Raw genomic sequence first — 19,686 nt, 5'->3', positions numbered from 1 at the left:
GGGGCTGGCTGAAAATGACACAAGGTAATTCTGAGCAAGGTAAACTGTATACAAGATTTATTTCCAATCTGAAAAGAATTCAGTATTTTGGCTATTTCCTTGTCGTTGCTTTCAGTCTAATTTTTTTGTTTGGGACTGGATTTTTTCAGGTTCGCACGGCTGGAGCAAACATCCTTGCTGTAGTCTTCCCCTTACTGGTGGTGGTGTTGCAAGGTATAATCGGTTGCTTAACCGTCTACATTATCACCCAAGCTCTAATCGCGATCGTTGACCTTCTCAGTCGCATTGAACTGAATACGAGGTCTAGATAGGAGTAAGCATCCTTACATCGTAAAGTTTGAGATGAGCGTCGTCCTCAACCTAAAATCAGTATTACAAAAAAATAATTATATTAGTAGATATTCATACAAGGAGAGCCAAGTAAGTGAAAAGTTAATCAGCATTAAAAAAACTGAATAGATAACCCCCCCTTCATGGGGGGTTTATCGTTTAAACTAACGGGGTGAGTAGTGAAAGTGCCTTAGTAGCTCTTTCTGAAGGTTAAGATTAATTGCTGTTATGGGATTGCGTCTCCTCCAGACAAAGATAAAATTGTATTGATAAACGCCTTTAATTCAGAACATGCTTCAATAGCATCCATCAGATCGTTTTGCTCTAAGATTTTTTTTGCATCACGCGCTTTATTATAACTCCGGGAACTTTTCCCTAATTCAAAGATTTCTTTAATTCGCTGGGAAGGCGGATTATCATGATTAACTTTCTCAGGATTGCCACTGGGAGCCGACTTATTATGTTTAGCCAGTTTCTGAATGGTTGACCAAAACGGTAAAAGCCAAGCTTCAAATTCATAGGACGCAGCATGGGGATAAAAATTGGGGTTATTTCCCACCCATTCCCTCATTTTTTTCTTAGCATCTTCTGCATCTTCAAAATCTCTAATCCCTTTAGTATCTGTATAAATGTCTGTCAGTGCAATGACAGCATCATAAGCATCTTTACCACTCAGGAGTTTTTCAACCTGACGTTTGAGTTTATTTTCTTTAGGAATACGACCACCAGAACCAGATGTGACAAACTTCAGTTTGGGCATCTGTTGGGGTAAATACCGATTAAGAAACTCGGTTAGGATAGGCTTAAACGCTTTTTCAGTTGATCCTTCAACTAAAATTGCAATCTTCATGGACGCCCTCCCATTAGGTTCATCGCCCATACTTGGTCTAAACTATACTCTTCCAGCCACTTTTCTAAATCTAGAGAATCTGCCCACGTTAGAGTAGTTAATCCATCTTCGGCGTCACACACTAATACTTCCTTGGGTTCAAGAAATCCGATGAGTCTATCTGAATGCGTTGTCACAATCAGTTGAGTTCGTTGAGCAGCTTCTCGCATGACATGAGCTAGCAATTGGAGCAACTCTGGATGTAAACTCACTTCGGGTTCATCAATCAGAGTTACAGCCGTTAAATCTCGGCTTTGTAGGAGTGTCACCAACCACAAAAAGCGCAATACTCCCTCAGATAGTTGGTGCATATAGAGGGGTTCTGAAAAATTTTTATCTTTCCATGTCATTGCCAAAGTACCTGCTGCTACGGGCGGAAAACTCAATCGTTCAAAATCGGGAAAGGCAGCAGAAAGGGTATCTTCTACGATTTCAAATCGATCGAAATCGGTTTCTCGCAGATAATAAAGGCAGGAGACTAAATCTTCTCCATTGGCTCCAGGTAACGTGGCTGGACGCAGGGATTGAGGCAAACGAACGGGACTTTTGGGGGCAACATTTAATTCCCAGGATCGGTAAAAACTACAGGAGGCTAATCGCTTTCGTAATGTCTCCGGTTGTTGATACATTTTGGGAACCTGAGACAGGGATGTTTCTAAGGGATTATGTTCCCAATTCGGGCGAAATAGTCCGCGTTCTTGCGGCGTGGAATATTTGACATCTAAGCCACTTGAATCAATGTACTTAAAGGGTTGAGGTGCATGAGGATCACGCTGTTGGGTCAATGTTTCTAGACCAATTTCATAGAACTGACCTTTGAGAGTTATTCTGAGGTTATATTTTAGGGGTGGCTCATCTGGCACAGACATGGACAAGGCGATAGCTAAACTATCCGCCTTGCTGCGTGTTACCATATCATGAAGACCACCCAACTCGGAAATATTGGACTGTAACTGACCTTTTGCTGACGCGGCTAGGAGTGAGAAGATCTCTAAAAAAGATGTTTTTCCTACTCCATTGGCACCAATCATCACCGTTAGAGGTCGCATATCCACTTGTACTGAAAACAAGCGACGGTATCCTTCGATAGTTATGTTTTCAAAGAAGTTCATATTTGGATTTATTGCACTTGTTTATATTGAATGGAATGATTAGACTAATCGCATCATATTCCTATTTAATCTGAATGTCATGCACATTAAGCGATAAGCTGTCATGCATTTAAATTGGGTATGAGTAGCGAGCAAGATGCTCGAACTACAAGGATTTCACCATTATTGACATTAAGGTTTAAATGCCGAACAGCTTAAACAGCCTAAAATGAATAGCCTTAAATTATAGCGTACTTTGGGATTTTTTGTAGCTAACGCCCTATTTACAAGTGCAGACCTGTAAGATTAAAAGCGATAATGAACGTCAACTCTTGGTAGTGAGCAAACGTATTCACGTTACAATTCCCGACTATATTTATGAAAGTTTAGAATGATGAGCAGATAACCAAGGTAGACCCAGAGCGAGTTTAGCTGCCTTTTTGATTGAGGTGGCTGTACTAGAAGCTCAAAAAACCGGACAGATACCACCCAAGCGAGAAAAAACAGATAAAGGCAGATAAAGATGATTTATGTCAATTCAGCGCCAATGGATAACTAACAATCGCATCTCCTGGTTTTTGGGTCGAGTGTTGTGCTGTGTGAGTTTGGGACTGACTATTGCTTGTCAAGCAGAACCTCCCTCTGGGGTGAATTCTCCGGGAACGTCTGCTGAATCTGTAACTTCCTCTAGTTCCACCGAACCAGCCACTCAGACTAACTCATCGTCAAAGGATAGCCAAAATACCTATAAAAACGAGTCTTTGGGTATCAGTTTTGAGTATCCGGAGGGGTTTGTTGTTGATGATACGAATGAACAGTCAGATACTGAGTCTGAAGTGAGGCGGGGAAGCGTAGAGGTATGGACGCAGGCGGATTATCAAGCGATTCAGAATGATTTTGAAGGTACGGAATTGCCAGCCAACGTTAGCCTTTGGGTTTATCGTAATCCCGATCGCCTCTCGTTACAAGAGTGGGTAAAAAGCCGTTCTGACTATTTTGTCTCCCCAGAGAATTATAAAGAGCAACAGGTAGCCAATCAAGACGCGATCGCATTCGAGTCTACAGGGTTGTACGAGTCCGAGAATCTCGTGCTTTCCAGTCTTGATGGTCAAGATATTATTGTGATTAGTTTGGCTAAAGGAAGTGGCAATGAGGCGGTGTATCAACAGGCGTTTGAGCAAATTCGGGGAACATTGCAACTCTTGCGGTAATAGGATTATATCTGTGGGTTCGAGTTCTTACGTTTCAGGGTATGTGGCGCAACGAAGGGATATAAGTTTTGAGCTTGTCGGGGCGGGTTTCACTACTATCTTTTCTGTTGCACCTATAAGTAATTAAACCCGCCCCGACGCAGGTTTCTAGACTTCAGGTGAAAAATCAGGTTCAAGTTATGCGATCGCACCGGCTTGTAGTAAGGGCTAAAGCCCTATATTCTGCCCTAGTAACAGGCGTCAACCCAACCTACAACCTATTCCACAATTTTAGCTGTGCCATGCCAATATCGTAACCCATCAACTTACTCATTCACCCCCCAATTGACTCAAACGCTTGATAATTTGCAAAACGCTGTAGAGTTCATTTCCTCGATTATCAATCACAAACTCATCCGATAACGCATACTGGGCTTTTAGAGGTTAATCAGGGCGGGTTTTGTTGTTCATTTATCGGTGACTATCTAATTGAATCCCTAAACCCGCCCCTACAAATTATCCCTAAACCGCAACGAATATGTGGTTATTATTTCCTAACGTTTTCTACTGAATCAAGATTACCGCTTCTTGCGCCTTCGCATTAAGCGCTTTCTTTAACTCTCGCCCCACCTTATTAATTAACTCATCAAACGCCTCCTGATTCTCAAGCAATTGTTCCCTAAACACCTTCTCTAACTCCGGCTTCATTTGCTCACAGGTTGAGTTAATCTTATTATCATTCAACAGAAATTGACGACTCCAACTGGGAATATCTAACTTAGTCTTAATCGCTTCCTGGGTTTTGCTGCGCGTGATTTCCACACCAGCCGCCAGTACCGAAATACCATAAATGACTAAAAGGGGCCACGTCAAATGTCCAGTTAAAATCAGGGTAATAATCCCCCCAACCGTTCCCCCACCAATCACGATATTAACAATTAATAACACCGTATCTGCCAAGATAGCATCGCCAACGGAGATTTCTGGGTTAACCACATCCGGATCAATCCCTTCCTCAAATCTTAAACTGCTTCTGGGTATTTGATATTTTTGACAAATTGGGTCGGTTTCCACCGACAATTCAGGTTGAATCTTGCTGTTAAACCAAGTAATCGATTGATTTTTGACAATCTGTCGTGCGGATTCAGTGCCATTCTTCCCCAGAGAATCATTTTTAATCCACGCCTGCGCCTGCTGCTTCATCCGAGTTTCCAAGTCACCTAACGTCCTAATTTTATTCATGCGCCAGTCTTGCAAACTGGGTTTAACCGCGTTGTCAATTAACCCCTGGGATAATGGTTTAATTAACAGTTCAATTAACTCAGGAATATGTCGTTCAATAATCGATTTTAGTTTCTGAGAATCAAACCGTTGATCCACTTCTTTTTTAAACGCTTCCGCCCGTAAATCCCAGCGTCCAACTCGCGCTAACCCTAGGGCGATACACCGTTCCGGTTCGGGATCAGGACGCACTTGGGTAGCGGGTTCTGGGAAAATTTCTTCACAAATTTGACGGGTGAATTGCATCCGTGATGCGCCCCCTGTCATGAGCAAAACCTTTGGAGTTATCCCTTGTTCAGCCAGGGTTTTTTTTGCCTCAATCACTGACTCCCGAAATGATTCAATCCAACTTTTCCCATCCAATTCCGTTAACGGTTGATTCAATATCTCCGTCATGACAGATTTATTGACTTGGGGAATAAAATAAATCTGTTCGTTAATCGATTCAAAACCACGGGCAAAGGATTGGGGATGGCTATAGACTTGTTCGTTAGAAAAATAATCTTCCTTGGCTTTACGGCTAGCCAAAAGACAACGGGCTTTATGATGGGGATATTCCTCAAACACCCATTTTAATAATGCGGTATCTTCATAGTTAGCCACAGTTCGCTCAAAAATTGCCTTGTCAATTAGGAAAGCCCCTAAGGTATTACTCCCAAAATCTAGGGGAATTTCATGTAAACTCTTGACTAAGGTAAAATCAGTTGTGGAAGACCCAATATCAATAATAAGTACCGCCGATTTGAGCTTATCATAATCCAGCTTCCCCGCTTCCTTTGCCTGCATAAACGCCGCCCGTGATTCGGGAACCACGCTGAGGCGGGTAATTCCAGCGGCTTTACAGATGGTTTGGTACTCTTGGCGATCGCGCTTTGACCATCCCGATGGACAACCCACAAAAAAATGACTCTTTTCTTCCCCTTCCAGTTGTTTGCTTTTTTGCAAAAGATTGTAGTAGGTTTCCAGAAAATGACGAATAGTCTTGCGGTAATTTAGATCGGCATTTGGTTTTTGTTTAAAGGCAATATCGAGTTGGGTTACACCCACTTGAATTAACGCTTGTTCCCCCACCAAATAACCCAAATCAGGATGCCAGCCTAGGGCGGTAACTTGAACTTTCTTATTATTCACCTCCAGCATTTCTGGGGGATCAATACTCTCCACTACCGCTTTAGCCACGGCTGTTTCACCGTGTCCTAAATCAAATCCAATGGTTTCTAAAACAGGCATATTATCGGGAAGAAGAGAAGATAGGGGTGAGGTGTTTAGGTTCAAAATACTCTCGGTTTGCTCAGGGTTTTGTCGGAACAATACATCATTCATAATTGATTATTTATTAAGGTTTCGGTTCAATTACCCGTCCCCGCCGCAATAAGCGATCGCCTTTCACTAAAGCCGGCGCGATTGTAATATACTCTGTAGCATTGGGGTTGATAGTTGGCTCGAAGTCAAAATACTCCCGCTGACTCTTGACATCATCCGGTTGGTAGAGTTTGGCTTCAATACCCTGCTCGATCAAAATTTGGGGTATAAGTTTAGTCAGTTCTAGCGCCATCTGGGGCTTTTCTAGAAAAGATGCGCCTATCAACCGTTGTAGCAGATTTAATAGTTCGGGTTGTTCCTCAATTGCATTCGCCTCTACGGTTTTCTTCCCATCTTGGGCTTGAGCAACTGCCAAATCAATGGTATTGAGAGCCTCCGCTAGGTTATCTAACAAGACTTGGCTATCGATTCGCAAGGAAAGCGCAGAGGCTGTTGATTCAAGGGCGTCTGTAGGGTTTTCTGGAGAACCTTTATCGAGTTGAGAGACAACCTCAAGCCCGACAAGCAAAGCCATCAGCAAAATATCCAGCCACGCTCCAGGCGCATCGGAACTCAAGTTGAACAGGGAATCCAAGATACCGATACAGATAAGTCCCTGGAGAACTTTGAGAATTAGGCGTTTGGGAGACAACCGTCGCCCTGTTTGGTCCTCTGACTCTGATTCTGGGGTGGTAACCCGCATCAGGTTGGTTGGATTCGCCGCCGCTAGAGTGGCGACAGACTGGCGCAGCGCATCCAGGAAAAAAGCCGCCAGACGCACCTGAGAAACGCTCAGTCCCCCAATATAAGTGCTTTCGAGAGTATTGAGTTGGTTTTGCACCAGCATCACCACCTGTTCTGGATGCGTCGTTTTATCGATCGCGCCTTGAAGTTCCTGTCGTTGTTTGCTAAAAAGCGTTAGTAGTGTGGTCATCGCCTATCTTGAGACTGTAGCACTGCTTCTAAGTGATAACCTATAGCAGTTCTCGCTTATGTGGAATATATTCCCAAGCTTATCGTTGATGGTTCATCCTGTGTAAACCTCTGGCTGTAGCTGGCTTGGTGTTGAAGCAATCCCCACAAAATTGTAGAGACGTTGCATGCAACGTCTCTACACAGAAGCAAAGGTTATGAACAAGGAATGAATTGACTAACGCCGCCGTGACTGTTGTTTTTTGAAGATAGCCCCCAATCCCAAAGCCAAATCTGATCTTAGAATAGTCAGCGGTTCAGGTACAGAATCATAAGTTGGGGATCTTTTCCTTGGAACTTAAGGAACAACAACAGAATCACGACGCTTATCAGAATGGCGGATATGTTCCATTACCCAGAACCACCCTCCTCGCAGTAAACTAGCCATCGTTTGCGGGGAAAGACTTGCCCAGACATTAATCCCCGCACAGATACAAGCTAAGCCTAACAAGATGAACGTGGGCGCCATCACTACCCCAATCATCCACCATGTCCAAACATGGAGTACCATCACCCCAGCCGGAATATAGGCAAGTACAGCCGCTAATCGCACCTGACGTTGAGAGCGCTGGAGTCCCGTCAAAATCATCGTCTGCAACGTAAGCAGTAAGTTAAGGGGAACTAACCCCGCACAAATCGCCACACAATGGGCGCGGGAGAATTCAATTGAAAAAGTGAGATCAAACATGGAAATATTGCAATAGGTACTTTTACTAGTTTATCCTGCTAACCATGGAGATACCTGTCCAGAAAGGATGACTAATACAACCAAGTCATCCGGCTTCTACAATCCAACAGCCAAAAAAATGGAATAAACCAAAGCACAGTTGTACAATATGACGGTTGTATTGGGCGTATGCAGGCATTGATCGAGCGCTATACCTTGCCTGAAATGGGCGAACTCTGGACGGATACCTATAAGTTTAAAACCTGGCTTCAGGTGGAAATTGCGGTTTGTGAGGCAAAAGCGGAATTGGGTGAGATTCCGGCGGATGCGGTTGCGGAAATTAAAGCAAAGGCAAATTTTGATGTCGATCGCATCTTGGAAATTGAGGCTCAAGTCCGTCATGATATGATCGCGTTTCTGACGAATGTGAATGAGTATGTGGGGGATGTGGGGCGCTACATCCACTTGGGATTAACCAGTTCTGATGTTTTAGATACTGCTTTAGCACTACAACTGGTTGCTAGTCTGAATCTGATTGTGGAAGGCTTGGAGCAACTGATTCAAGCGATTCGCTATCAGGCGCAACAACATCGCTACACGGTGATGATTGGGCGATCGCACGGGATTCATGCTGAACCGATTACCTTTGGCTTTAAGCTAGCCGGGTGGTTGGCGGAAGTATTGCGACACCGCGATCGCTTGGTGAATTTGCGCCAACATATTGCCGTGGGTAAGATTTCTGGTGCGGTGGGAACCTACGCCAATACTGACCCTCGTGTGGAAGCGATCGCAACTCAGAAGTTGGGACTTGATCCGGATATGGCATCAACTCAGGTTATTTCACGCGATCGTCATGGTGAATTTGTCCAGCAGTTGGCGCTCTTAGGCGCTTCCCTGGAACGCTTTGCGGTAGAAATTCGCAACTTACAACGCACCGATGTCTTGGAAGTTGAAGAATTTTTTGCCAAAGGACAAAAAGGATCTTCGGCAATGCCTCATAAGCGTAACCCGATTCGTTCCGAACGCCTAAGCGGGATGGCGCGGATTCTTCGGGGTCATGCTGTCGCCGCGCTGGAGAATATCGCACTATGGCACGAACGCGATATTTCTCACTCCTCTGTGGAACGGGTTATCCTGCCAGATACTTGCATTTTGACCCACTTTATGATTCATGAAATGACTCATTTAGTCAAAAACTTATTGGTGTACCCGGAAAACATGAAGCGGAATCTCAATCGGTATGGGGGTGTCATCTTTAGTCAACGAGTCATGTTAACTCTCGTGGAAAAGGGAACGAGTCGAGAAGACGCCTACAGTATTGTTCAGTCTTGCGCTCATCAGGCATGGAATCAACCAGGGGGAAATTTTCGAGAACTCATCGCCCAAGATTCTCGTGTTCAGAGTCAGCTAACACCGGATGAAATTGAGGACTGTTTTAATCCTCAACATCATTTTCGGCATCTCGACGAGATTTATCAACGTTTAGGCATTTAATGTTCCAGACGTGTCATTATTCGTCTGTAGGGGCGGGTTTCACTACTATCGTTTCTTACCTCACAAAAGATGTAAATAAACCCGCCCTCTTGGACAAATGACAAATGACAATGACAAAAGCTATGACTGAAAACATCGAAGGTGCGATCGCGTTACACTGAGAATCTGGATTAATCCTCGGTCAATAGTCCTGCCGAGGCAATCTAAGGTTATCCAATACTTCATCTAATCTTTCCTTAAATGCTGTAAGACTAGGCATATCCAAAATCTTGCTAATATCTAGGTTGCCTTGATCAATCTCATCATTCAGTAACTCTCTTGTTGCTGGTTCACCGAGATGTTCCTCTAACTGTTTTTTCAAGGAGTTAGGTGAATCATCATTACCTGACTCATTTTCAAGTCGCTGGCAATTTTGATAACGCTCACGCAAGGCACACAAAATCCAAGCTTCAGACTTGGGTTTGGGAATCATTGGAACACCATTTAAAATTTCTTCAGCTTGAAAGCCATTCAACATAGATTGCCATTTATCTTTCCATTCTCCTCTATCAGAGCTTGCCGTACCGTCTGCATCTCTAAACAAAACTGGTATGACTATTGTCTCAAGCTTACTACTCTCTTCCTTAGCTAATAAAGCTAAAGCTCTGGCATTCTTATAGAAATACCCTGTTTCTTTCTTGTGCTTTTTTCCTTTTCGCGAAAGAGGCTTTAGCTGACTTTTGGCGATACCAGCTAATTCATTTTTGGAAACAATTTTATAACAATTTATCTCAACTAAGGAGTAGTGGCTACGTTGAAAGACCCAATGATCAATAAATTTAGTCATGGGACCAATTTTATTCTGATCGCCTATATCAGATGCTCCTTCTCCACTTAGTAATAAGAACACAGCCAACGTACCTCTGACTAATTTGTTTGTTTTAGGCGATTAATTTCTTGGTCAAGTTGAGTTAATAAGGTATCCTCATAAACTTCCCCTGGACCCATAACCGTTAATTTCTCTCGCATAGAAGGAATATCAAAGAGTCGCACAGCTTGTGTCGAGCCATTTTGCGTTTTGTATAGGTAAATTACACCGGCAGTGGCAATATCATCTTCGAGATAATTCAAAATCATCGGACTATGAGTTGTGACTAGCACTTGTGGAGTAGATTGAACTAAGCTATCAACGAGAAACTCAATAAGTTCCGGATTAATACCATTCTCTATTTCATCAAGCAACAAAAAACTTTGCTCTTTAGACAGTTGCGCCAAAATCGCCAGCATACGCAAAAAGCCATCAGCGACATGGCGTGCTTCTGTCTTTAATAGAGTCTTTTTAAATTCCTCTTCAACTAGAAGTCTTTTCCAGCCAAAACGCAGTTTTTCTACATCAATTTTTTTGATTGTTGGATAAATTTTAGTCATTGTTTGTTTAATATCGTCTCGTTTGGCTTCCCCTATTTCATAGAGAAAGGCTGAAAGACGTTCACCACCCAATCCTAAACTATTCGTTGCCTCTCGTGTCCGCTGTCTTAACAACTCAGGAGTCAAAAGATCTAATGCATTTATTTCTGCAAAAAACTTCTTGAGTTCAAGGGTTTGTGTGGTTAATTGAGATTCTTTAATCTGTGATAGTAATGAGCCTTGATAATCAAACGTGATAGTTCCAGATAATTTGTTCTCCCGCTCTTGCTTAGTCAAAGCCCAGATATTATATTTTCCATCTTCTACTTTCAGAATTAAATTATTATTCCAATCTATACGTTCAGCGGTACAACGCAATGTTGTCCGGTTAAAGCTGGCAGACCATTTCACCTCAAAATTTTTATTATGGAGAAGAGTCGCTTCAAAATCAATATTTTTTTTTCGAGTTAACTTTGAATTAATATCAGAGGCTTCCCACTGCCGTTTTTTTAACCAATCATCTAGATCCCCTTTAACCTGTTGAGATAAAAAATCAAAGAATTGTAATACTGTTGATTTACCTGAACCATTCAGTCCAACTAAACAGTTAAATTTGGCTAAAGATAAATTAAAGTCAACGAGGGATTTGAAGTTCTCAACTCTTAGGTGTGTAATTATCATGTCTATGTATTTTTCTGACATTAAAGGGAAGTATTTAGTTCATTTTATATTTTAGATAACCTAGTAAAACAACAAATGAATTTGGAAATCACGTCAAAATTCCTATACCCACCCACCTAATACTTAACGTGAATGGTACTAATTCAAGGAAAATGGCACGCTCCTTAAGGGTTTACAGTCAGCTAGGATTTTTAGCGCTAAAGCGCAACTACGAGCCTACCTTATGTCAGTGATATTTCTATCACGTCATAATTTGCTGTGCCACTTTTTTAATTTCTAGACTTAAAGGATGACTGGGAAAGCGGATACAAAATACATCACCACTAGCGAGTTGAATCATTTCTTCCGATAAGGGTAAAATCCCCGCGACTTTAGCCTGATAGGTTTTCGTCATATCTTGCTCTAATGCCTTAAAATCTAGCGATTCATGGGCTTTATTCACCATCAGCAGTAGCTTAGGCACTTGCAACTTCCGCGCCACATCAACGGTGACAGCCGTTCCTTGAAAATCCTGCCGGTCTGGACGTAGAATAATTAACAATACGTCAGAGATAGTGATAGACAATAGTGTTTCTTCATTCAGACCGGGGTGAGTATCAATAAAGAGATAGTCTAGCTTTAAGGCTGTAATTAAGTCCTCAAAACCGTCAATTAACATATTCACATCGTACCCTTCTCGCAAAATCCGGGTAATCTCTCCCATGCGAATACTGGAGGGAATCAAATAGAGTTTACTATTGATTTTGCGGTTTTCTCCCAGGATAGAACTGACATCATACGCCGCATCTTCAATTTGACAGCGCCCCCATAAGTAATCATTGAGGGCGTTTTTCATTTTGTTCTCATCAAAGCCGAAAAGAACGTGAATTCCTGGAGACTGGATATCGGTATCAACAATACCGACTCGATATCCAGCTTTAGCGACAGTTGCGGCTAGATTGGCTGTGGAGTTTGATTTGCCAGTGCCACCACGGAATGAGTGGATAGACACAATTTCCGACATTTTATACCTCTAGGATGTCGATTAGTTTTGACCCAACGCTAGGCTCAGGGAACCTGGTGTTTGTGTAGGGGCGGGTTTTACTACTATCGTTTCTGATTAACCCAGATGTGACTAAACCCGCCCGAACCAATTTGTGTAGGGGCGGGTTTTACTACTATCGTTTCTGATTAACTCAGATGTGACTAAACCCGCCCGAACCGATTTGTGTAGGGGCGGGTTTTACTACTATCGTTTCTGATTAACCCAGATGTGACTAAACCCGCCCCGGCTAAGTTTTGAGTTGATCTATCTTAACTCGACTCGTTCACACTTTGCTGCGATCGGTTAAAATTTCGTATCCATCTGTTGTCACTAACACAGTATGCTCAAACTGAGCAGATAGGGCATTATCGACGGTTACGGCTGTCCAACGGTCAGATAAGATACGGGTAAACTTAGAACCTGCATTGATAATGGGTTCAATTGCCAGAGTCATCCCTTCCCGTAATTTAACATTGGGCATTTGGCGAGTGCGGAAGTGAAATACAGAGGGTTCTTCGTGCAAGTTGCGTCCCACGCCATGACCTGTGAAATCTTCCACCACAGTAAAACCATTAGCCTTCACATGATCTTCGATCGCGCCAGCAATGTCAATCAGGTAGTTCCCCGCTTTCACCTGTTCGATTCCTTTGTACAGCGATGCTTCTGCGACTTCGATTAACTTAGCCGCGTTGGGTTTAACATTACCCACGGCAATAGTAATACAGGAGTCGCCATGGAAGCCTTCATAGTAAGCCCCGGTGTCAACTTTCAGCACATCCCCAGCCCGAATCACCTTTTTGCGACTGGGAATTCCATGAACCACTTCGTTGTTGAGACAGGAACAGATTGAAGCTGGGAAGCCGTGATACCCTTTAAAACTGGGGGTTGCTCCCATTTCGCGGATGCGTTTTTCCGCATAAGCATCCAAATCCGCTGTCGTCATTCCCGGTTTAACCTGTTCGGAAATTTCTTTGAGCACTGTGGCGACTATTTTAGATGCCTGCCGCATAATGGTAAGTTCAGACTCAGATTTAATTTCTATGCCCCGACGTTGTTTTTTCGGACGGGATTGCTGGGCGGGTTTGGAAAGCAGGTTACTAAGAATATTCATGTAAACGATGAAACCGAGAATGGGTGAGCTTGACTGGGAGATCCCCTTGCCTTCCCCTACACTGCGGGAAAGCCTGCTGACAAAAGGGGGATTTTCAGGTTTCAATTCCCCGATGTTGCCGATTGAATGAGTTTCTGTAGGCTGGGCAAGGGTGATCCGGCGACAAAGTTTTATCTTATCATTGATTATCCTGGCTCCAGCTTATTTGCCAGATATCGTGTTAATCAACCCTTTGAATTTGATAAACAGTCTACAACCCCACATATAGGGGCACGGCAGTGCCGTGTCCCTACTCCAGACCCCTATCACCTCTGTAGACGCCTAATAGTGGCGTGGCACAGCTAAAATTGTGGGATAGATTTGTAGATTTTATGGGCGCACGCCATGCGCCCCTACAGTTTCTGGATGTAATTCTAATTCATTAAATTCGGAATCAAGGATTACTGTTCTATTTGATCAATTAAATCAAGTAAAAATTAAAACCAAAACCTTCTCCAAAGCATAATCATAATGTCACACTCAAGAAACCTGACGTTTCACCGGAAGTCTAGAAACCTATATCGGGGCGGGTTTAGTTATATCTGGGTGCAACCGAAAAGATAGTCGTCAAACCCGCCCCTACCCACAGACGCGCCTTGTCTCGAAGGTTGTGAAGGGTCAAAAATCAGGCTACCATAACCCGATTACAACCCAGCTAAGTTTAACTACATTCCTCTCAATCAAAAAACTCCAATAAAAAAGGACAAATAACCAATGGCAACCGTTCAATCTCCCACGCCTAAATATAACGGCTTATACTGTCAATCTCCCGACGGGAATTCCCTAGTTTTTCCGCTCAAGCATACCGAGGTTGATGCTAAAATTGCTGGGAACCTGTCACGAGTTGAAGTTACTCAGCGATTTGAGAACCCGTTCACCCAACCGTTAGAAGCCTTTTATGTCTTCCCTTTACCCGATGAAGCCGCCGTGGATGACATGGAAATTAAAATCGGCGATCGCACGATTAAAGGAACCATTAAAAAACGCGAAGAAGCCCAACAGATTTACGCACAAGCCAAACAAGAAGGGCGCACAGCCGGATTACTCGAACAAGAACGCGATAATATCTTTACCCAATCCCTCGCCAATATCAAACCCGGTGAACAAATTGATGTCACGATTCGCTACACCGATAGCTTGAACTTTGAACAAGGGGACTATGAATTCGTCTTCCCCATGGTGATAGGACCCCGATATAATCCCGGTACAGCTATTGATGATAGTGGCGATACCGATGAAGTCCCCGACGCCTCCCGAATTACACCGCCTATTGTACCCGAAGGAATGCGTTCTGCACATGATATCGGCGTTACGGTGGAAATTGATGCAGGTGTACCGATTCAAAATGTCCATTCACCCTCTCATCAGTTGCAGATAGAAACCGAGGGAGAAATTGTCCGGGTACAACTGCGCGGTGATGATACGATTCCCAATAAAGACTTAATCTTGAGATATCAAGTCGCCGGAGACAATACCCAAGCCACAGTCTTAACCCAATCTGATGAACGGGGCGGACATTTTGCCCTTTATTTTATCCCCGCTTTAGACTATCGCCCTGATGAAATTGTCCCCAAGGATATGGTGTTTCTCATGGACACATCCGGTTCCCAACAAGGCGCACCCTTGCACAAATGTCAAGAACTAATGCGACGCTTTATTAATGGGTTAAATCCTAAGGATACATTCACGATTCTTGACTTTTCCCATACCGTCCGCCATTTATCCCAAACCCCCCTCGCCAATACACCCGAAAATCGGACATTGGCAATTAATTATATTAATCAATTACATGCCAGTGGCGCAACCGAAATGCTCAGTGGGATTCGGGCGGCGATTAATGTTCCAGCACCAGAGGGGCGGTTGCGAAGTGTGGTTTTGCTCAGTGATGGTTATATTGGCAATGAAACTCAAATTTTAGCCGAAGTGCAGCAGGAACTTAAACCCAGAAATCGTTTATATAGTTTCGGGGCGGGGAGTTCAGTTAACCGCTTTTTACTCAATCGCATTGCTGAAATTGGACGCGGGATTTGCCGGATTATTCGTCACGATGAACCGACGGAAAAAGTAGTGGAAAAGTTTTTCCGGTCAATTAATAATCCCGTCTTAACGACAATTGAAATAAACTGGGAAGGGACAGGAGAATCCCCAGAGATTTACCCTACAGTCGCCCCCGATTTATTTGCCCAACAGCCTTTGGTGCTATTTGGACGAAAGCGCGATCGCATGGCGGTTGATTTACAGATTAATGGTACTACCGCAGACGGTGAACGCTATCAAAAGACATTTCACCTCAATTTTAGCGAAACCGGAAATCAAGCCATTGCTCAATTGTGGGGGCGGGCACGGATTAAAAACTTGATGAATCAAATGGTTACTTATGAAACCAAATTGGGAGTTGAGGCGGTAACGGATACGGCGTTAACCTATCAATTATTGTGCCAATATACGGCGTTTGTTGCCGTTAGTGATGATGTGCGGGTAGAACCGGGAAGCCAATCTGTTTCCATGAATGTTCCTGTAGAAATGGCAGAGGATGTTAGTTATCGAGGCGTTTTTGGTGGAACAGCATCTCGTCGTTCACTGTCAATTCAATCAAAACGACGAGCCTATTCAGCCAGTGCGCCAGGTATGTCCCTTGAAAGTTTCTCTATTTCGGATGCCTTCCCAGATGAAGATGGTTTTCATTTGATTGAAAATTGTTTTTATTCGATGCCAGAACAAGAAAATGCAAACCAAATTTTACCGACATCTCCATCCCAAGGAACTGTAAGCAAAGGTATTAATGAAGTTCCGAAAAACTTAGGTGAAAAGCCTTCGCCTCCAGCCGCGAAAAATACTCAGTTGGAAGTGGTTAGTGTCACCGGATTGGAGGAACCTGAAACCCTATCTCTGACCCAATATTTGCAAGGAGTGAATTTACAGTCTAATTTGAGTGGTGAAATCGTTTTCGAGTTTACTCTAAGCAAAGGGCGCGTGGGGCGGATTATGTTAGATGAGGAGGCTTCAACCTTGAAAATGGTAAAAGTGATTGAGTTAATTAAGCGAAATTTGATCAAGTGGCGCCCTTCTAAATCGGTTAATAACACTGTGGTGTTAAGGCTACGGATTCAGTCGTAAGATTTAGCTGAATTTTCATTTTCCGTCAGCCTCAGCATCCGCCAAGAACTCAAGTTATTGGCTTATAGCTCAAGTCCATTAAAATGGACTAAAACTAAGATATTGCACCTATTAAGTTTTAGCTGAATAATCTTGCTTCGGAAGTCGCACAATTTTTTTCGGATGATACAATCTAAACAAGATCAGACATATTATTCCAACTGCAAAAACTTCTCCAACGCCATCACCATCGCGGGGGGCCAACGGCGGATATTTTTCACCCAATCGATGTCTTTATAGCGCTGATCTAACCCAATAGCAGCAACCCAATTACTCTCGGCTTCCCCCGGATTCCCACTAACCCATAAGGCGGCGGTGAGTGCAGCGCGGACATCGGGAAATTGGGGATATTTGCGGATCAGCTTGCGGAATTCTAGGATTGCTTCTTTTTTCTCGCCAATTTGATAAAGGGCGAGGGCGTGGTTAGCCCGGGCGAAGGCAAAATTAGGGGATAAATCAATGGCTTTCTGGTAATATGCGATCGCGGCTTCCCATTCTCCCTTTCCCGCTTTAGCGTTTCCTAGGTTATTGTACGCCATCGCGTCATCGGGGTTAATCTGCAATACTCGCTGATAATCTGCGATCGCATGATCCCATTCTCCTTGTCCTTCATAAGCTGTACCCCGGTTCAAATAAGGATCGGCGGCGTCGGGCGCTAACTGAATCGATTGATTAAAATCTGCGATCGCTTCGTCTAATTTATTCTGACTGACTCTGGCATTTCCCCGATTACTCCAGCCTACAGGATTATCGGGTAACAGTTCAATCAGTTGCGTCCAATACTCTTCAGCCATGGTAAACTCACCGAGTTCTGTCGCCGTAAACGCTTTTTGCCGTAATTCGTTGAGCCGCTCAATCTGAGCCTGGGTTAAATCAGGGATTTGGGCTTGTGCCATCACCGATGGCGTTATCCACAATCCAGAGCATACCAGCACTAGCACTGTACCGAATAAACTGACAATCCAACGTTTCATGAGAATGTTCAAATCACAGGGGCTATTAGATCACTGTACAAGCAATCTGCTTCCTTGTACCCGGAGTACCTGAAAGAGCGCTTAAACTATTTGAATAGTAGGTGGGGTGTTGGGTGTGGTTGTCAATATCTTTATTGATTTCTCACGCACTCTTCACAAACACGCTACTGAAACGACTCACCGCCTCTGTAAAAAGGAACATACCCCAATACACTGATAGTCTTTCTCAACAAACCCTGATCATCTGAAAACTATCTCCCTCAGGGGAATTGGGTAAATCAAATTGAGAAAATGCGAATGAGTTATCAAGAAATCCGCTGGTGGACAATCGCTGTGTTAGAGATTGCTATACTGGTGAGTTCGCCGTTCTTAATCCGTATATTTTCCCACTTGCCATAATTTTGACGCCAAATAACCATCGGGTAGAATCTGGGCGAGGACAGGGTAATAAAAGATAGAGAGAAATGTGGTGATCGCTCGAACCCCTCCTAGATTCTGCAAGCCCCAACTGTAGCGGTTTTGATTGATTCTTGACCTAGCCTTCTCTTCGATTTTAGAGGGAGAAAATGCCGTTGGCAAAGAAAAAAAAGCGCTCTAAAAATTATGATAAAGCCAGGAGAAAGGTAGAGAAACAGCATAACCACATCGCTTTTAAACGGAAGGATTATCAATTTAAGCTTGCTCATAAACTTTGTGATATAGCGGATACTATCTTTGTTGAAGATATTGATTTCCGCATTATGGCAAAGGGTTTTTTAGGCAAGCATACAATTGACGCAGGTTTTGGTCAATTTCGCTCTATTCTTAAGTTTGTCGGCAACAAACGAGGGGTATTTGTTGGAGAAGTAGACCATCGGGGAACTTCTCCAACTTGCCCAAATTGCCGAGTTGAGGTTAGGAAAAAACTCTCAGACCGAATTCATTACTGTCCTGAGTGTCGTTATGAAGTAGATAGAGATATCGCTTCTGCTCAAGAAATTTGTAATCGTGGAATCGAAACGTATCCAGGGACTCTGGAGAAGCAAGAAATTGGCTCTCAAGTCGAGGTGTCGGGGGCTATGTGCCTAGATAACTGGCGTAGGGGAGCAATGCCCAATTGTGAGGTTGGGAAGCCGACGATGTAATCTTTGATTCATCGTCGGAGGATGTCACTCACTATGAACGAACGCAATGAAACATGGCGTTTTGGGTGAGCTAGGCAATAAACTGTTCGGCATTTAAACCTGAATGTCAATAATTGCTCTCATCCTTGGTGTGGGAGCCGGAAAGCTCGCTACTAATACCCAATTTAAATGCATGACAGCTTAACCAACCCATTTTAGATTTTAGCCTTTTGAATGAACTAAAATCTAAAATTTATTGTTCAACAGAGCCATCAGCTTACCAGCTTAATCCCTTTCACATCAGCATCCATTAGGTAGACTTTACTTAACTTTGCCCCTCTCAAGTCAGCACCTCTGAGGTTCACTCTGCTCAATTTGACCCCCCTCAAATCAGTAGCTCTTAAGTCAGCATCCGTCAAATCAGCACCTTTAAGATCTGCATTTCTCAAATCTGCACCCCTGAGATCCGCACCGATTAAATCAGCCGCTAGCAAGTCAGCACCACTTAGCTGAGCGCGGGTCAATTTCGCATAGCTGAGGTTGGCTAAGCTGAGGTCTGCACCATTGAGATTAGCACCCTGAAGGTTTGCTTCACTTAAGTCAGCACCACTTAGGTCAGTTCCTTCTAGGATAGCACCTCTAAGGTTAGCCCCCACTAGATCCTTGCCACTTAGGTCTTTGCCACTTAGATTAATATTCACAAGCTTTTTCGTTGTTTTGTTAGACAGACTTGTCTTTAATTGTTATTCATCCTTAGGTGTATATTTCATCAGCCATCTGTCGTAAATGGCTTCAGTAAAATTGCTGAATATTTTGGATCTGGGGTGAATTGGGTGGCTGAAGTTCACAAATTGACAATGGATAATGACCTCTCCTTAAAAGAAGAGGATTGAAATTAAGGAAAATCTTTTTTAATTTCTTCGTAAACGAAGAGGTCTTAGACCCAATTAATCAATTGTCAATTATCAATTATTAATTATCCATTGATAACTTTTT

At 43.3% G+C, this 19,686-nt stretch carries 16 protein-coding genes and 1 pseudogene; 5 read left to right on the top strand and 12 right to left on the bottom strand.

The window, feature by feature from the left end; translation table 11 throughout:
• Positions 1-14 precede the first annotated feature (14 nt).
• Complete coding sequence (locus RLO19_RS11950) at positions 15-311, top strand: hypothetical protein (RefSeq protein WP_446356621.1); 297 nt, start codon at positions 15-17, stop codon at positions 309-311.
• Positions 312-556: 245 nt separating this feature from the next.
• Here the strand turns inward: RLO19_RS11950 and RLO19_RS11945 are convergent, their stop codons facing one another.
• Positions 557-1,180 (bottom strand): DUF4276 family protein, encoded by a 624-nt coding sequence (locus tag RLO19_RS11945; RefSeq protein ID WP_446356619.1) that lies wholly within the window; start codon positions 1,178-1,180, stop codon positions 557-559.
• Complete coding sequence (locus RLO19_RS11940) at positions 1,177-2,331, bottom strand: AAA family ATPase (RefSeq protein WP_446356617.1); 1,155 nt, start codon at positions 2,329-2,331, stop codon at positions 1,177-1,179. The genes RLO19_RS11945 and RLO19_RS11940 overlap by 4 nt, the downstream gene beginning before the upstream one ends.
• A 509-nt stretch (positions 2,332-2,840) precedes the next feature.
• On the opposite strand from RLO19_RS11940, the gene RLO19_RS11935 reads away from it, so the two are divergent.
• Entirely contained in the window at positions 2,841-3,521 is a 681-nt protein-coding gene (locus RLO19_RS11935; protein ID WP_446356615.1) for a hypothetical protein, read from the top strand.
• 543 nt (positions 3,522-4,064) lie between these two features.
• On the opposite strand, the gene RLO19_RS11930 is transcribed toward RLO19_RS11935, so the two are convergent.
• The 4 genes from RLO19_RS11930 to RLO19_RS11915 all read right to left on the bottom strand — a co-directional run bounded on the left by RLO19_RS11930 (position 4,065) and on the right by RLO19_RS11915 (position 7,743).
• Positions 4,065-6,011 carry an Hsp70 family protein gene (locus RLO19_RS11930; protein ID WP_446356640.1) on the bottom strand — a complete coding sequence of 649 codons (1,947 nt, stop codon included), beginning with the start codon at positions 6,009-6,011 and terminating at the stop codon, positions 4,065-4,067.
• A gap of 106 nt (positions 6,012-6,117) precedes the next feature.
• A complete protein-coding gene (locus tag RLO19_RS11925; RefSeq protein ID WP_446356614.1) occupies positions 6,118-7,017 on the bottom strand; it encodes a hypothetical protein in 900 nt (299 codons plus the stop codon).
• A 216-nt stretch (positions 7,018-7,233) separates the two neighbouring features.
• Entirely contained in the window at positions 7,234-7,308 is a 75-nt protein-coding gene (locus tag RLO19_RS11920; RefSeq protein WP_446356638.1) for a PEP-CTERM sorting domain-containing protein, read from the bottom strand.
• 45 nt (positions 7,309-7,353) lie between these two features.
• A complete protein-coding gene (locus RLO19_RS11915) occupies positions 7,354-7,743 on the bottom strand; it encodes a hypothetical protein (RefSeq protein ID WP_446356612.1) in 390 nt (129 codons plus the stop codon).
• Positions 7,744-7,920: 177 nt separating this feature from the next.
• Between RLO19_RS11915 and purB the strand changes: the two genes are divergently transcribed.
• Entirely contained in the window at positions 7,921-9,216 is a 1,296-nt protein-coding gene (gene purB, locus RLO19_RS11910) for an adenylosuccinate lyase (RefSeq protein WP_446356636.1), read from the top strand.
• A 181-nt stretch (positions 9,217-9,397) separates the two neighbouring features.
• On the opposite strand, the gene RLO19_RS11905 is transcribed toward purB, so the two are convergent.
• The 4 genes from RLO19_RS11905 to map all read right to left on the bottom strand — a co-directional run bounded on the left by RLO19_RS11905 (position 9,398) and on the right by map (position 13,418).
• Positions 9,398-10,111 carry a hypothetical protein gene (locus RLO19_RS11905; protein ID WP_446356611.1) on the bottom strand — a complete coding sequence of 238 codons (714 nt, stop codon included), beginning with the start codon at positions 10,109-10,111 and terminating at the stop codon, positions 9,398-9,400.
• 11 nt (positions 10,112-10,122) lie between these two features.
• Entirely contained in the window at positions 10,123-11,304 is a 1,182-nt protein-coding gene (locus tag RLO19_RS11900) for an AAA family ATPase (RefSeq protein WP_446356609.1), read from the bottom strand.
• Between the two features lie 220 nt (positions 11,305-11,524).
• Positions 11,525-12,286 carry a MinD/ParA family ATP-binding protein gene (locus RLO19_RS11895; protein WP_446356607.1) on the bottom strand — a complete coding sequence of 254 codons (762 nt, stop codon included), beginning with the start codon at positions 12,284-12,286 and terminating at the stop codon, positions 11,525-11,527.
• A 304-nt stretch (positions 12,287-12,590) separates the two neighbouring features.
• Positions 12,591-13,418: a type I methionyl aminopeptidase gene (gene map / locus RLO19_RS11890; protein ID WP_446356605.1), complete on the bottom strand. Its 828-nt coding sequence runs from the start codon at positions 13,416-13,418 to the stop codon at positions 12,591-12,593.
• Between the two features lie 753 nt (positions 13,419-14,171).
• Between map and RLO19_RS11885 the strand changes: the two genes are divergently transcribed.
• Entirely contained in the window at positions 14,172-16,574 is a 2,403-nt protein-coding gene (locus RLO19_RS11885) for a VIT domain-containing protein (RefSeq protein ID WP_446356603.1), read from the top strand.
• A gap of 191 nt (positions 16,575-16,765) precedes the next feature.
• On the opposite strand, the gene RLO19_RS11880 is transcribed toward RLO19_RS11885, so the two are convergent.
• Positions 16,766-17,587, bottom strand: a complete 822-nt coding sequence (locus RLO19_RS11880; RefSeq protein WP_446356601.1) for a tetratricopeptide repeat protein — start codon at positions 17,585-17,587, stop codon at positions 16,766-16,768.
• Between the two features lie 572 nt (positions 17,588-18,159).
• Here RLO19_RS11880 and RLO19_RS11875 point away from each other — a divergent pair.
• A pseudogene (locus tag RLO19_RS11875) lies at positions 18,160-18,711 on the top strand (RNA-guided endonuclease InsQ/TnpB family protein); the annotation flags it as partial.
• A 251-nt stretch (positions 18,712-18,962) separates the two neighbouring features.
• On the opposite strand, the gene RLO19_RS11870 reads toward RLO19_RS11875, so the two are convergent.
• The gene (locus tag RLO19_RS11870) at positions 18,963-19,391 is read right to left on the bottom strand and encodes a pentapeptide repeat-containing protein (RefSeq protein ID WP_446334715.1); all 429 of its coding nucleotides are present in this window, start codon (positions 19,389-19,391) and stop codon (positions 18,963-18,965) included.
• Between the last annotated feature and the right edge of the window lie 295 nt (positions 19,392-19,686).

Origin of the sequence: Coleofasciculus sp. G2-EDA-02 (assembly GCF_040226375.1) — a bacterium.
Classification (GTDB): domain Bacteria; phylum Cyanobacteriota; class Cyanobacteriia; order Cyanobacteriales; family Coleofasciculaceae; genus Coleofasciculus.
Note: the sequence above shows the minus strand (reverse complement) of the source record. Positions and strands in the feature narration are given on the sequence as shown.

Excerpts from the sequence above, each read along its gene's own strand:
- RLO19_RS11925 (WP_446356614.1), bottom strand. The coding sequence starts at position 7,017 with ATGACCACACTACTAACGCTTTTTAGCAAACAACGACAGGAACTTCAA.
- RLO19_RS11895 (WP_446356607.1), bottom strand. The coding sequence starts at position 12,286 with ATGTCGGAAATTGTGTCTATCCACTCATTCCGTGGTGGCACTGGCAAA.
- RLO19_RS11945 (WP_446356619.1), bottom strand. The coding sequence starts at position 1,180 with ATGAAGATTGCAATTTTAGTTGAAGGATCAACTGAAAAAGCGTTTAAG.
- RLO19_RS11940 (WP_446356617.1), bottom strand. The coding sequence starts at position 2,331 with ATGAACTTCTTTGAAAACATAACTATCGAAGGATACCGTCGCTTGTTT.
- RLO19_RS11935 (WP_446356615.1), top strand. The coding sequence starts at position 2,841 with ATGTCAATTCAGCGCCAATGGATAACTAACAATCGCATCTCCTGGTTT.
- RLO19_RS11915 (WP_446356612.1), bottom strand. The coding sequence starts at position 7,743 with ATGTTTGATCTCACTTTTTCAATTGAATTCTCCCGCGCCCATTGTGTG.
- RLO19_RS11900 (WP_446356609.1), bottom strand. The coding sequence starts at position 11,304 with ATGTCAGAAAAATACATAGACATGATAATTACACACCTAAGAGTTGAG.
- map (WP_446356605.1), bottom strand. The coding sequence starts at position 13,418 with ATGAATATTCTTAGTAACCTGCTTTCCAAACCCGCCCAGCAATCCCGT.
- RLO19_RS11880 (WP_446356601.1), bottom strand. The coding sequence starts at position 17,587 with ATGAAACGTTGGATTGTCAGTTTATTCGGTACAGTGCTAGTGCTGGTA.
- RLO19_RS11930 (WP_446356640.1), bottom strand. The coding sequence starts at position 6,011 with ATGCCTGTTTTAGAAACCATTGGATTTGATTTAGGACACGGTGAAACA.
- RLO19_RS11885 (WP_446356603.1), top strand. The coding sequence starts at position 14,172 with ATGGCAACCGTTCAATCTCCCACGCCTAAATATAACGGCTTATACTGT.
- RLO19_RS11950 (WP_446356621.1), top strand. The coding sequence starts at position 15 with ATGACACAAGGTAATTCTGAGCAAGGTAAACTGTATACAAGATTTATT.